Source organism: Flavonifractor sp. AGMB03687, assembly GCF_017811815.1.
Taxonomy (GTDB): Bacteria; Bacillota; Clostridia; order Oscillospirales; family Oscillospiraceae; genus Flavonifractor.
This window is the reverse complement of sequence record NZ_JADKZI010000003.1, coordinates 425,160-437,489: the sequence shown is the minus strand read 5'-3', so window position 1 is coordinate 437,489 and position 12,330 is coordinate 425,160. Positions and strand designations below refer to the sequence as shown.

Annotated in this window: 17 protein-coding genes and 1 pseudogene; 13 read left to right on the top strand and 5 right to left on the bottom strand. The window is 47.9% G+C overall.

Annotated features, from left to right (window positions below; all coding sequences use genetic code 11):
- The first annotated feature begins 48 nt into the window (after nucleotides 1-48).
- A complete protein-coding gene (locus tag J9789_RS08610) occupies nucleotides 49-426 on the top strand; it encodes a hypothetical protein (RefSeq protein WP_209344466.1) in 378 nt (125 codons plus the stop codon).
- Between the two features lie 103 nt (nucleotides 427-529).
- Here J9789_RS08610 and J9789_RS17300 read toward each other — a convergent pair whose 3' ends face one another.
- Both J9789_RS17300 and J9789_RS08605 read right to left on the bottom strand, forming a co-directional pair.
- Nucleotides 530-655 (bottom strand): hypothetical protein, encoded by a 126-nt coding sequence (locus J9789_RS17300; protein WP_280842643.1) that lies wholly within the window; start codon nucleotides 653-655, stop codon nucleotides 530-532.
- Between the two features lie 79 nt (nucleotides 656-734).
- Entirely contained in the window at nucleotides 735-1,943 is a 1,209-nt protein-coding gene (locus J9789_RS08605; protein ID WP_209344464.1) for a hypothetical protein, read from the bottom strand.
- A 349-nt stretch (nucleotides 1,944-2,292) separates the two neighbouring features.
- On the opposite strand from J9789_RS08605, the gene J9789_RS08600 reads away from it, so the two are divergent.
- Both J9789_RS08600 and J9789_RS08595 read left to right on the top strand, forming a co-directional pair.
- Entirely contained in the window at nucleotides 2,293-2,769 is a 477-nt protein-coding gene (locus J9789_RS08600; RefSeq protein WP_209344462.1) for a hypothetical protein, read from the top strand.
- Nucleotides 2,770-2,812: 43 nt separating this feature from the next.
- Complete coding sequence (locus J9789_RS08595; protein ID WP_209344460.1) at nucleotides 2,813-3,268, top strand: hypothetical protein; 456 nt, start codon at nucleotides 2,813-2,815, stop codon at nucleotides 3,266-3,268.
- Between the two features lie 40 nt (nucleotides 3,269-3,308).
- Here J9789_RS08595 and J9789_RS08590 read toward each other — a convergent pair whose 3' ends face one another.
- Nucleotides 3,309-3,953 (bottom strand): helix-turn-helix transcriptional regulator, encoded by a 645-nt coding sequence (locus J9789_RS08590; RefSeq protein ID WP_209344459.1) that lies wholly within the window; start codon nucleotides 3,951-3,953, stop codon nucleotides 3,309-3,311.
- Nucleotides 3,934-4,611, bottom strand: coding sequence for a DUF3990 domain-containing protein (locus J9789_RS08585; RefSeq protein ID WP_209344458.1), 678 nt, complete (start codon nucleotides 4,609-4,611; stop codon nucleotides 3,934-3,936). Before J9789_RS08585 ends, J9789_RS08590 begins: the two co-directional genes overlap by 20 nt.
- A gap of 145 nt (nucleotides 4,612-4,756) precedes the next feature.
- Between J9789_RS08585 and J9789_RS08580 the strand changes: the two genes are divergently transcribed.
- Nucleotides 4,757-6,169 (top strand): NYN domain-containing protein, encoded by a 1,413-nt coding sequence (locus J9789_RS08580; protein WP_348633658.1) that lies wholly within the window; start codon nucleotides 4,757-4,759, stop codon nucleotides 6,167-6,169.
- A 164-nt stretch (nucleotides 6,170-6,333) separates the two neighbouring features.
- On the opposite strand, the gene J9789_RS08575 is transcribed toward J9789_RS08580, so the two are convergent.
- A complete protein-coding gene (locus J9789_RS08575) occupies nucleotides 6,334-6,552 on the bottom strand; it encodes a DUF5348 domain-containing protein (protein WP_209344662.1) in 219 nt (72 codons plus the stop codon).
- A 559-nt stretch (nucleotides 6,553-7,111) separates the two neighbouring features.
- Here J9789_RS08575 and J9789_RS08570 point away from each other — a divergent pair.
- The 9 genes and pseudogenes from J9789_RS08570 to J9789_RS08530 form a co-directional block, all read left to right on the top strand.
- A pseudogene (locus tag J9789_RS08570) lies at nucleotides 7,112-7,444 on the top strand (recombinase family protein); the annotation flags it as partial.
- A 632-nt stretch (nucleotides 7,445-8,076) separates the two neighbouring features.
- Nucleotides 8,077-8,292, top strand: coding sequence for an AbrB/MazE/SpoVT family DNA-binding domain-containing protein (locus tag J9789_RS08565; RefSeq protein WP_209344456.1), 216 nt, complete (start codon nucleotides 8,077-8,079; stop codon nucleotides 8,290-8,292).
- Nucleotides 8,293-9,012 carry an ABC transporter ATP-binding protein gene (locus J9789_RS08560; protein ID WP_209344455.1) on the top strand — a complete coding sequence of 240 codons (720 nt, stop codon included), beginning with the start codon at nucleotides 8,293-8,295 and terminating at the stop codon, nucleotides 9,010-9,012.
- Nucleotides 9,009-9,662, top strand: coding sequence for an ABC-2 transporter permease (locus tag J9789_RS08555; RefSeq protein WP_209344454.1), 654 nt, complete (start codon nucleotides 9,009-9,011; stop codon nucleotides 9,660-9,662). Before J9789_RS08560 ends, J9789_RS08555 begins: the two co-directional genes overlap by 4 nt.
- A 66-nt stretch (nucleotides 9,663-9,728) precedes the next feature.
- Nucleotides 9,729-10,460: a class I SAM-dependent methyltransferase gene (locus J9789_RS08550; protein WP_245185153.1), complete on the top strand. Its 732-nt coding sequence runs from the start codon at nucleotides 9,729-9,731 to the stop codon at nucleotides 10,458-10,460.
- 164 nt (nucleotides 10,461-10,624) lie between these two features.
- The gene (locus J9789_RS08545) at nucleotides 10,625-11,095 is read left to right on the top strand and encodes a DUF3854 domain-containing protein (protein ID WP_209344452.1); all 471 of its coding nucleotides are present in this window, start codon (nucleotides 10,625-10,627) and stop codon (nucleotides 11,093-11,095) included.
- A gap of 68 nt (nucleotides 11,096-11,163) precedes the next feature.
- Nucleotides 11,164-11,316, top strand: a complete 153-nt coding sequence (locus tag J9789_RS08540) for a hypothetical protein (protein WP_156113767.1) — start codon at nucleotides 11,164-11,166, stop codon at nucleotides 11,314-11,316.
- A 1-nt stretch (nucleotide 11,317) separates the two neighbouring features.
- On the top strand, nucleotides 11,318-11,923 hold the full coding sequence (locus J9789_RS08535) for a hypothetical protein (protein WP_208318781.1): 606 nt from the start codon (nucleotides 11,318-11,320) through the stop codon (nucleotides 11,921-11,923).
- Nucleotides 11,901-12,140, top strand: a complete 240-nt coding sequence (locus J9789_RS08530; protein ID WP_209344451.1) for a hypothetical protein — start codon at nucleotides 11,901-11,903, stop codon at nucleotides 12,138-12,140. Before J9789_RS08535 ends, J9789_RS08530 begins: the two co-directional genes overlap by 23 nt.
- The last annotated feature ends 190 nt before the right edge of the window (nucleotides 12,141-12,330 follow it).

The window sequence follows — 12,330 nt, the reverse complement described above, 5'->3', positions numbered from 1 at the left end:
GGCATGGAGTTAACCCGATTTCCCGGACTGTACAGAGTAGGAAGGCCTATGACAGAGCAAGAGTTAAACAATCGGATTACCGAAATCCTGAAGGTATCTGAAAAAGATGCGCGGCTGTGCCAGACCTCGGGTGGACGTCAGACTGGCAGGCAATACCGGCGCATACAAAGGGTCAGACACGATGATCGACTTCTGTTTCTTATTCAACACAGCGGATATGCGCCAAACATAGGGTATATCATCGGAGATTATGAAGAGAAGACGACGCTGCTTCATTCCAGCCTGCACATCAAGTATATGAAATCCAGCAGTCGGCAGCAGTATCTGAAACGGAAGGCCAATCGCAAGGTTCGTAAATATTGCGGCCTGTCAGGCAAAGGGAATCGATATCGTAAGGTGTTTGACTATTGGTGGGAATTGTATTGAGAGACTGAGTTTATCATGCAGCATTTGCTGTCATGCTTATATTGAACAGGGGCAGTGTGTTTTCCGTCAGAGAAACTACACTGCCCGTTTTTCATATGTTTAGCTAAATCCGAAAGAAATCCTCAAATTCTAAGGCAAAGAAATCTGCAAGCTCCTGAACAACGCTTATTTTATTGATCCCTTGATTTACATATCTGCTCACTGTCCGCAGTTCCATGCCGTAGTCCAATGCGAACTCCTCCTGAGATGAATAGCGCTCTTGAATCAATCGCTTGAGAACCAGGCCGGCCTTTTGCTGTGGAGTGCAGCTACTCATCATCTTCACCCCCACGAGCATTTGAACGCGCCCAGACACGAGCAATCATTTCACGGTCACTCTCTTCTGAGGGTGTGTAAGGTACCCGGAGTCCTCCTATTGAGGTGGAACTGGAGACCGCTTTTAACCTCTCTACATATTCTTTATCAGTTCCAAGTTCTTCATCCGTCTTTGGCACGAAGATTACCGTCTCATCCGGCGGGTTAAAGGGATCTGGTCCGACTTCCACAGTCATACCCAGCCCAGGTAATTCTACGGTTTCCGGTTGTGCCGGCGCTGCATCAGACCACTTAAAGCGGAATTGAAATTTCGATACCGCCATAGCAAACTCTCGCATGTCTTTTTTCATGGAGGGATAAAGATTCACAAACTTCTGGACAGTTTCTATATCGTCCAGGAATTCCGCGCAGCGGTATGGCGAAAAGGATCCAAATGGAGACAGTCTGACCGTGTCGCCAATTTCAACAACGCCTTCCGACTGATATACTTCTCGATACTTCACAAGACGATCATAATAAAGATACTGATCTAAATCATAGCGATCCTCTAATTCCAGTACAGAGGCCAGCCTGTTGAACTCGGATATTTCGCTTTCGGAGAGATCGTTGGTCAGTGCTGCCTGAAACAACTCATTTTCGCGTTTAACCATTTCGAGATAAGAATCGCACAGTTCCTTTATCTTGCTGAAATGACAAAGCTGAGCTGTTCCAATTTTCAACCCCTGCATGGCTGCCCCCTGGTGGAATGTCCCTGGTACTTCTTTATCCATTTGCCGAAGCAATTCCAACAACCTTTGATATACACTGCGGTAATTGTACTGAACCGGAAGAACATCATGGTTGTGTATTTGATCACCCAAGATGGCTTTGAGGAGCCTATGCTCGGCCAGGCGTGGGCCGTAGCGAAGCTTCTCCAATTCCTTCTCAAATTCAGAGCGAAGTTTGAAGTAGGGGTATTTCGTCATCCATGAACTGATTTCTCGTCCATCGAGCTGCATCAGGGCCTCAATCGGCAGCCCGAGAGATTTCGCTGCCCTGGCCAAAGTTTTCTTTTGAAGTTTTCCATGCTTTTCAATGGGGTTTGGTGAAAAATCATTCTCGTCGTCCGGTGAGGCGTATCCAACGCAATGAGCGTAATCGATATACAACCAATGAAATAAATCCCGGACAAAATCTTCGATATCGGTTGCTGTTGGTTTCATGTCTATCCCCCCTTGACTTTGTACCACCATCATAACGGACTGAGGACAAGTTGTGTAGGACTATTTTTGTCGCATGCAATGTGAATAGGGGAGATGAAGGCCGAGAAATTGCTCCATGACAAGAATAGACCTTTCCAATACATTCCAATCTGATTATAATAGTATATATCCTATTTAACAATCACTCCGGGGGATCGATATGAATAAAATGCGGCTGAACCAGTTGTTCTCCAACTATATAGAAAAGTTTGAGTACATCAATAATCCAGATAATAATGAGACATACAAATGAGCGGCAGTTGAACAATACCGTGAGTCTTTCAACCCGGAAGCACCCGATCTACCTGGAATGCTTTATGAGGCGTGGAAGGCCAGTGAAAACCTCATCGACAGTGCTAACCAGCAGCCCTTCTATGCTTTGGTATCTTACGCAAAGGAAGAACCGGAGACCGTTCGGAAAATGTTCCGGGAGCTCTTTGCTGATGACGGTGGAAATCTCGCTGAACGGCAGGAGAAAATCATTGCATTCATCCAATCGAGCGAAGAATTAAAGGCAAAATATGCGCCTGGAAGCTGGAGATATACCAACGACCAGCGCTCCGTGATGGCTTACCTGTTTTTTCATGATCCAGAGCACAATTACCTCTATAAGGCTACCCAGGCTCACGAATTTGCTGACTGTGTTGAATTCCTAGATGATTGGGGAGCTGGCGCAAACTTCACACTGGATGTGTATTATCGGATGTGTGATGAACTGGTAGCCGCAATAAAGGACTCACCAGCATTACTCCAAACCCACATGAAGCCGATACGAGGAAAATGCTGATCAGCTCTATGAGGATCCGGCCTATCATGTCTTAGCCTTTGATATGATCTACTCCTCCCAAGTCTATAACCTCTATGATGGCATCCAGTACGATCACCCCAAGGGAACAGAAAAGAAACTCCATCGTGAGCGGATGGAAAAAGCAGCCGCACTGAAGGAATCGTATGAGCAAGCTCGTGCCGACTTTGAGTGCCTGGAAGAAATCCGGGCAGTAATCCTATCTCACTTACAGGCTGGCTCAAACATCATCCACAAGGTGTATGGCACCGGCACAATTGTCTCCATGGAGGGACAGGCTATTTCCATTCAGTTCCCAGCACAGGCAGAACCCAAAAAATTCATGCTCTTACCCTCGCTTGGCGGCGGCTTTCTGAGACTGGGCACTGAGGATGACCTCCTTGTTCAGAGCAACGCTAAGCTGCTGCAGATGGATGGGAGTTTGGAACGACGTCTGAAGAGCGCCGAGGCTGCACTGGAGCCATATCAACAATACCTATAAATCAGCAACCGCTCCCTCCGAACAAAGAAGGGAGCGGTTTTTATACGACCTTTTCGAGAATATCTTCTATGTCGCAGCACAGAATTCTGGCAAGCATTACAAGGTATTCGACTTGTGCTTTATTGATGTTTTTCTGGCGCTGTTCGTATTGCTGGATTGTCCGGATGGGCACTCCGGACGCATCGGCCAACTCTTTCTGGGTGAGCTTCACCTTCTGCCGGCGCAGCTTTAGGTTGGTATCCGGTTTCGCAACCCGGTATAACTCGTTCATCCGATCACAGAATTGGCGAATGTCCATCTCATGGTAGGGATGATAAAATGCGGACACTTGCCGAATGGGAATATAGGCATTGATCTCCTCAAAGGAAAGTCCTGTCTCCCATTGATAATAGGCCAAGGCCCAGCCGGTCCAGTATTCAACGCTGCGGTCAACCGGATAGTTTGGTTTGACCCGCTTTCTGCTGATGCCGGATTGCTCCAGAACATCATAGGCAAGCTCTACTCCGGACTGACCAACGATGACTGTGAAGTCACCACGGCCAAATCGATCTGCGATACCGGAGGCCAAAAAGAGGCCATAAAACGTCTCCAGACTGTATCCCAGGTCATGCACTGCAAAGTCCAGCATACGCCCGAGGGCGGTGCGCGCCTTCTCCAGATAAACCTTATCGTAAGCGTTCATCATCGGGCTTCATCTCCTCGTCCAAAATCTGCGTGATATACAGATCGCCACGCTGCCGCTTGTTGCGCTCAACGCTGAAGTACTCGCGTCGGGCTGACCGGTCTCGCAGCATCTTTTTTGCGTACCATTCATCATGATCAGCCACTTCATAACCAAGGAATTGAATCCGATCAAATGCCTGCTTGCTCTTCAAAACGAATTGCTGCCCCAGTTTTCCCAGATGCATCGCATTGTTGAGCTGCCGATAGGAGATCGTGCCGTTGATAAAGTCCTGGGCAAAAGAAAAGTAACTGTCGTCGGCGCGATATCCGATGATGGCATCCTGTGACTGATAATCTACGCAAAAAGTATTCAGGATATATTCTTTGGCCTCCAGCGCCAGTCCAGAGGGTACATCAAACTCGCGGTTTTCCAAAAGCACAGCGAGCCAGTGAAGGATATTGAAAGAAGGTCCGTTCAGATCCAAAATTTTGAGACCTTCACAGTCCAGCTCATAGCGGTTGGCATACCCGTTCCGATTCTGAGCCACGCCCCATTCTTTTGCCATTTCCAGACTGTCGGTACAGTAAAATCCCAGGCCATAGTCATTATATGCCTTACCATAACCAAATTGGGGCTTCTCTATGATGCTGGGGGATCCATGAAATAACTGACGGATCATACTGCCACCTCCCCAAAAGAATTATACTCCTTTGGGAGTATAAAGTCAACTTGGTTGGATACCGGGATGAATGGTTGTCTTTCCATTGTCATTCCCGTATAATAAACTAAAAAGGAGAATCAACGCGAAAGGGGGACAATGGCTTGTGAAAGAGGAGCAGCTGATTGCCGAAGTGTTGTATGGCGAGGAAACTGCAGATCGTTCCCGATATGCGTTATATGAGAATGGTACATACATGGTGATCTCCAAGTTCGCATATCTCATCGGTGTCCCGTTCCATATCTTTGAAAATGAGCATGAGCCCCCGAAGATGGAGTGGTATGAGGCACTTGAAAAAGATAAGAATGCCCGGATCATTCGGAACCTCTGCATGCTGCGGACAGCATTCGAGCGCAACTACCGGAACATCTATCAGGCTATGCGGTATGATTTGAAGGGCATTGCCAGTATGCCGGAGTATATTCCGAGAGAATGTATCGATCAGCTGTCGGCAGACGGCCTTTCCATCTATCGAGCCAATGCTCAGCCTATTCAGTACATTATAGACATCAACAGCCATATCGCAAACCGGATCAACAACTGCAAGAACCTTTTCCCCATCTGGTTGAATTGGTCTTACATCCGCCAACTGTTTATCATGCCAGGCGGTACAACGGAGAAAGGCGCCAAAGGCGCTGCCGCTGACTATTATGCCCATAAGGAGATTTATCCCTATCAAGTTTACATGAACTGGTCAGCACCATCCAATGTGGGCAACATCCTATATAACGATAAGAAATTTGTCCGTCTTCTCTACGAGCATCATGAGGACTACTTCACGGACATGAGCAAGGTCACAGATGCAGGGCTCATAGCCAAAAACGGAATCTATGACTTTTTGGAGCGAAGCAGCAGGACCGCTGTCGTTGTAGACTGCGAGAATGCGGATCCCTACAAGCTCTATGCCACGCTGAACAATCTGGACCAGGCGGCACTTCTGGGGAAAATCAGCAAGATTATTTTGTACGACGATGTCCATACCACCACTGCCTGGAAGATTCTTGAGAAATTCACCCAGATCCCGATTGAGCACAACATGATTGAGCGCATCAAAGAAAACAAGTCCTTGGTAGATATCCGGCTCACCACCGGCACATGCCGCGAATTCTTTCAGAATAACACAGACTCCTTCATTCTGGCCTCCAGTGACTCAGACTACTGGGGACTGATCTCGGCCATGCCGGAGGCACATTTCCTGGTTCTTGTGGAGTCGGACAAGTGCGGGCCGGATATCAAGCGAGCCATGATCGATGCGGGCATTACCTATTGCTATATGGACGACTTCTGCACCGGAAACAGCGACGAGATTCGCATTCAGGCGGTTTTGAATGAGGTCAGAAAGAGCTTGGACGAAGCAGTCCATTTCAATATCCAGGAATTGTTTCAAGAGGCCATCCGCCGCACCAGGGCCGAGCTCTCCACCGGTGAGCAGGCGCAGTTTTACGATCGCTACCTTAGACCCATGCGGCTGAATGTGGACAAAGAGGGGAATGTGGAAGTCCTGCTGGGGCCACTCTGAGGAAATAAATAAGGTGGAGAACGGGACAGTTAATAAAAGCTGGCTGTCCCGTTCCTAATAAGCTCTATGGAAATAATAGGCGGATAGATTGCAAATAACAAATAGCGGGAAGAAGGGCGGACTTCTATACGAAGTCCGCCCTTCTTTTGCGTTTTCAAATTTACTTAGATTCTCACCCTCAAGCCAATCAGATTATCCGTCTGGATTCCCACCAGGTACCAAGTGCTGGCCATTTCAATGCGAGTAGGCACCCAGCGCCCACCGACTATCACATCAAAACACTGGCCGCAGTGCAGTCCGCCATAGTAGTTGTTAAGATCAAATCGGATATCGATCCGATCCCTCTCCTTGTTGTAGACCAGTACGCCGCAGCGCTGTTTCATGGGCATATCGTTTCCCTCCTAATCTCTTTTGGGCATGTAGTTTTCTTCAAACTCCTGCTTGGCAACCCATTCTGGAAGTTCAAAGATGCGAGCGGAGTGCAGTTCTAAGGCATACAGCTCGCGCTCTCTCTTGGTGTGCAACCACGGGGTATCCGCCTCAACCCAAGCGAGAAGTGCTTGGTACAGCGCCTCTTCCCCGCTGTTCCGAATGAGCCGGTGCATCGCAGCTTCCCACACCGAAATCTCAATGTCGCCGATCTCGGTCTGTGCACCAAAGCGGTAGTCACTATGCTTGCGCCCATATGCACCTATGGATGTTTTCGACCGGCCTGTACCATGGAGATACTATCAATATACGGATGTGAGCGATGCTTCCGTTTTTGAGGACTATGTGGATCAGGTACAGAAGGCCGCTCTGTACGACACGGGGGTCATTGCTGTATACGGAGATGAACTGCTGACCCTGTCTACTTGCAGCTACCACACAAAAAACGGGCGGTTTGTTGTAGTTGCACGAAAAGAAGAATCACCGCAACTTGGGTGAAAATACCCTTGACAAATCTCATCTCAAATCGAGATATTGACCCGATACGCAAAAGAGCACGGCATCACCAACCATAAAATTTATAAGGACGACGGATACTCCGGGACGAATTTCAAGCGGCCTGGGTTTCAAGAAATGCTGGCCGATATTGAGGCCGGATTGGTGAGTATGGTGATCGTCAAGGATATGTCCCGGTTTGGGCGCAACTATCTGGAAGTAGGGCTCTACACGGAGGTTCGCTTCCCAGAACTGGGCGTCCGCTTTATAGCCATCAATGACGGTGTGGACAGCGACAACCAGATGGAAAACGACTTCACCCCATTCCGCAACATCATGAATGACAACCTCGAATAAAGAATGACATAAAATCAGCGGTGCGTAAGCAATCAGAAAATTCAAACCGCCTGTCCCTTTGGCTGAGCTAATCGGTCTGTGGGACAGGCGGTTTTCTTTGCCTTGAATGATGGATAGATAGGGACGATTTACTGTCAGGATAAAGGTCGATTTGGGGCGTTTTCTTTCGCTGTAAGCGGCTTTTGAACGGCTTGCCATATCTCGGTATTCATACCTCTGCTAACAGCTCTCAGAGGCCATAAGGATTATTTTTCTGCCGTCTCCGTATGGCAATATCCGCACAGGGAAAATCCATACACGGATAATCCGCATCTGGAAAACCCGTACACGGGAAATCCGTATACGGAAAATCCCGCACAATAAAATACTAAATAAAGAAATACCAAAGAATCAAATAACAATCTAATTAAATATCAATCCTATCAATCTTGATAAGACCAGACTATTGCCCAAATTTGCAATGGTCCTCCGTTTGGATTGGATGGACAGGACTACTGTCAGAAAAATGTCGATTTTAACGGTCGCTCCTATCCTTGGAGTCTCTATGGACGCTCACCCTATTGACAGCGCAAAGCATATGGAGTATAATTTATTATACAAATCATACTATGTGAGGTGTTAATGCGATGGGAAGGCCAAAGGGAAAATATGCATGGACTGCAACGGTGGGCGAAAAAGGACAGATCGTCATTCCCAAACAGGCAAGGGAACTATTTGATATCCAGCCGGGTGACACGCTGGTGCTTTTGGGCGATGTGAAAAGAGGGATTGCGATCCCTCCCAAAGCGATGTTCTCTCAGTTTGCCGCCGCGGTATTTGAAACGGAACAGGAGGACGAGTAAATGCCATTGTGCGAAATCAAAAATCTGCGAAAGACATATCCGTCCTTTACCCTAACCGACCTGTCCTTCCAGCTGAACGCCGGTCAAATCGTCGGGTTCATCGGCAGAAACGGGGCCGGGAAAACGACAACGATCAAATCCATGCTGGGGCTGATCCACCCCGACGGCGGCGAGGTGTGCTATTTTGGCTTGCCCTTTTGGGGGCATGAGGAAGAGATCAAGCAGAGGATTGGGTATTCCACAGGAGCTGTCAACTACTATCCCAAGAAGAAGATACGGAATATCGTATCCGTGACGAAAACTTTTTTCTCTGCATGGGATGATGGCGCTTACCGTGAATACCTTTCGCTCTTTGCTTTGGACGAGGACAAAACACCATCGGAGCTTTCCGAGGGCATGAAGGTAAAATTTAATCTCCTGCTTGCACTGTCTCACAGAGCGGAGATGCTGATTTTGGATGAACCAACCAGCGGCCTTGACCCGTTTTCGCGTGATGAGCTGCTGGATCTGTTCGCGGAACTCAAAAGACGGGGCGTGGCTGTGCTGTTTTCCACACACATCACCTCCGATATCGAGAAATGCGCCGATGACATTCTGTATATCCGGGATGGCAAGCCCGTTGCTAACTGTTCTATGGACGATTTCATTAAAAATTGTTGCGAAGATGGCGAAAGTCTGGAAGATGCCATTCTGCGCATGGAAAGGGGCGTCAGGGCATGATCAAGCTGCTGAGAAAAGAGATACAACTGGCGGCATCGCCTCTTTCCTACTTCTTCATCGGGTTTGGCCTGATGGCGTTCGTTCCCGGATACCCAATTCTGGTCGGTTCCTTTTTCGTCTGCCTTGGGCTGTTCCAGTCCTTTCAGACAGCGAGAGAGGCGAACGATCTGACCTACACGGCTCTCCTTCCGGTCGCAAAGCACGATGTTGTCCGGGCAAAATATGCCTTTTGCTGTTTTATCGAGATTTGCTATTTTACATTGACTGGGGCCGTGACGCTGATCCGCATGACTTTACTGTCCAACGCTGCGGTCTACAGAAATAATGTTCTGATGAACGCAAATCTTGTCTATCTCGCCTTTGTACTGCTGATCCTGGGGCTGTTCAACGCAATATTTGTCGGCGGATTTTTTCAGACTGCCTACAAATTTGCCAAACCCTTTGTAAAATTTATTATTGCCGCCTTTGCGGTCGTGGGGCTGGGCGAAACGCTCTTTCACATCCCGGGGCTCGCTGCGTTGAACGCGTTTGGTTTTGCGCATATGGGGTTGCAGTTGGGCATCCTTGCACTGGGGATCCTTCTGTTTTCAGGATTGACGGTGTTATCCAAACACCGGGCAATGCGAAATTTTGAAAGGATTGACTTGTGATACGAAATGAATGAGATAAACAAAACTTTATACATTCCTCTATACGGTAAGGCGAAGGTCAGTAAAATGGGGATTATCCTGAATGATAAGACCGCCGAAACAATATGGGATGAAAACGCTGTATCGCTGGGAAGAAAGTCGAAATCCAAATGGCTTGCGTACTTTATGGCGATGCGGGCGAGGGTATTTGACGACTGGGTCAGGCATATGCTTTCCGAAAATTCAGATGCCATCGTGATCCATATTGGCTGCGGGCTGGACAGCCGGGTCAGCCGCATCGGCCCAGTTAATACCATGTGGTATGATATGGACTTTCCGGAGGTAATCGCAGAACGGAAAAAATTCTATGCTGAAACAGCCCATTACCGTATGCTTTCCGGAAACGCCGCAGATCCTATGTGGCTGACACAAATTCCTGCCGACGAAGCAGCAGTGATTGTGATGGAAGGCGTTAGCATGTACCTCGCGCCCAAAGAGCTTGCAGGTCTGTTCGAGAGGCTGGAAGATCGGTTTTCCTCTTTGTGTCTTCTGATGGATGTGTATACGAGGCTTGGCGCAAATCTGACCAGATTCAAAAACCCCATTCACGAAGTTGGGGTAACAAAGACCTATGGAATAGACGATCCTGCGGTACCGCTTGGCACAAGCGGGATCCGCTATGTTCGGGAGCATTCCATGACACCGTCGGAGCTTGTAGCAGAGCTGAAGGGATTTGAGGGCTTCTTTTTCAAAACCCTGTTTGCCGGGAACTTTGCAAAGAAACTTTATAGAATGCATGAATATCAATACGGATATTGATGATTTTCATATGGGGTTTCTTCCTCTCCGTTTGGTGGGTTTGGGAGACTCCCAAAATAGAAAAATGGCGATCCGGCAGACAGCCCGGAACGCCCATTTTTCCGGTGTGTGGCCACACCGGATGTGCTTGCTAATCAGCAAGTCACTCCGGTATCCAAATCAGGTTGGACAAGGATACTCATTCCAAGTTCAACACACTGACCAGTGTGGACAAGTATTATGGGGCGACGGCTTCGTGTTGTCCACATTTTGCTGGTGTAACCGGTGAGGAAGATGCCGTCTATCTGACGGAGGGCGTGATGAAGGCCGACATTGCTCGATACTTTTCCACAGTTCTGGGCCATCCCTGTGCATTTGTTGGGTTAACCGGTGTCTCAAATATCAATCAGTATGTGCGAATGCTTGAGGAACTGAAGCGATTTGGGATCAATACCATCAAAGTTGCCTTCGATATGGATCTCCATGTGAATGAAAATGTTCGCAAAGCTCGTGATCGAGTGATCCAGGTCGGATGCGAAAATGGATTCGAGGTTATCCCAAAACGCTGGAGTTCGAACTATAAAGGGATTGATGATCTGCTGCTCTCCTTTATTGAGCGCCGGCGGATCACGGATTCGATTTTTGGAAGGTTATAAGCAAAGGGGACTGTGTATGGAGACATACGCAGCCCCCTTTCTTACCGTATGAGTGGAGGAATTTAACAATGGAAGAATTGAAAATCTTTTTTTCTGATTTGAATGAGGAGACACAGCAGCGTGTCCTGAAATTCTACGGCATTGCTGATCCCAAAGAGGGCAATTTCGATTCGGATATTGTCCCGCTGTTTATCCTGGAATGCCCTGAGGAGGGAATGTGATATGGGATACAGAAGCAACTTCTTGCTGACGGCAAAACCGATGACGGAAGATCTCTATCAGAGAATCAGCGATGAACTGAAACAGTATGTTCCGTACATCATGTGTGAGTGCATGGAAGACGGGGCTGGGGTTTGGCTGAATGAGGACGATACATGGTATAGCTGCCAGAGTGATATGATTCAGCTCTCCAAAGACTTCCCCGACACTTTTTTTGAACTGTCTGTCGAAGGTGAAAATCACAACGATGACTGGAGAGCCTATTTTTCCGATGGTAAGTATCAGGTAAACGATGCCCTGCGGCTGTTCTGGCCATTTATCCCAAATGAACTGCGCGAGGACCACTCGGACGAGGACGCTTTGGACTATGCCGGTTGTGCCAGGCTTGAGCATCTGAAAGTGATAAGGGCAGCAATTTATCATAGCCTTCGAATACTCTTGGCAAAAGACGAAAAGGACTTTCCGTGGGATGAAGATTTGATCCAGGCAGCTGAGGCTATGTGCAGAAAATTCCTTGCATCAAAAGGTTTTGTAGTTCCGGCGGCTGAGCAGCCTGATGGCAAGCAGGAAAAAGACGGAGGAAACGATGATGAACGAGAAAAAACATGAACGCTTTATCCGTATTGTTGAGCGGCGTATGGATGTCCTGATCAACGATTTTGAGAAGTTGGGAAACTGCGCTTCCAAGGTGTCGTATGACTATACTGAAGAAGAGGTCATGTGTATTGTGGAGGAGCTGGAGCGGCAGGTTGCGCTACTGCGTGAACGCTTTGCCGGAAAGAAGAGCTTTACTCTTTCCGTGGATGCCAATACACCCGAGCAATAGAAAATTTGTACAGAGGCAATTCCGATGATCTGACCAATTGCCCAAGCATTATTGTAAAAGACAAAGACGCCTGTGCTGAGCATAGGCGTCTTTTATTTTGGGCCCAAGCATAGGTGAGCACCAGAATTACAATGAAAAGGCCGAAGAAAAGGGCAAGGTTCAGTTTACTTTTTCTCCATTTATATAAAGG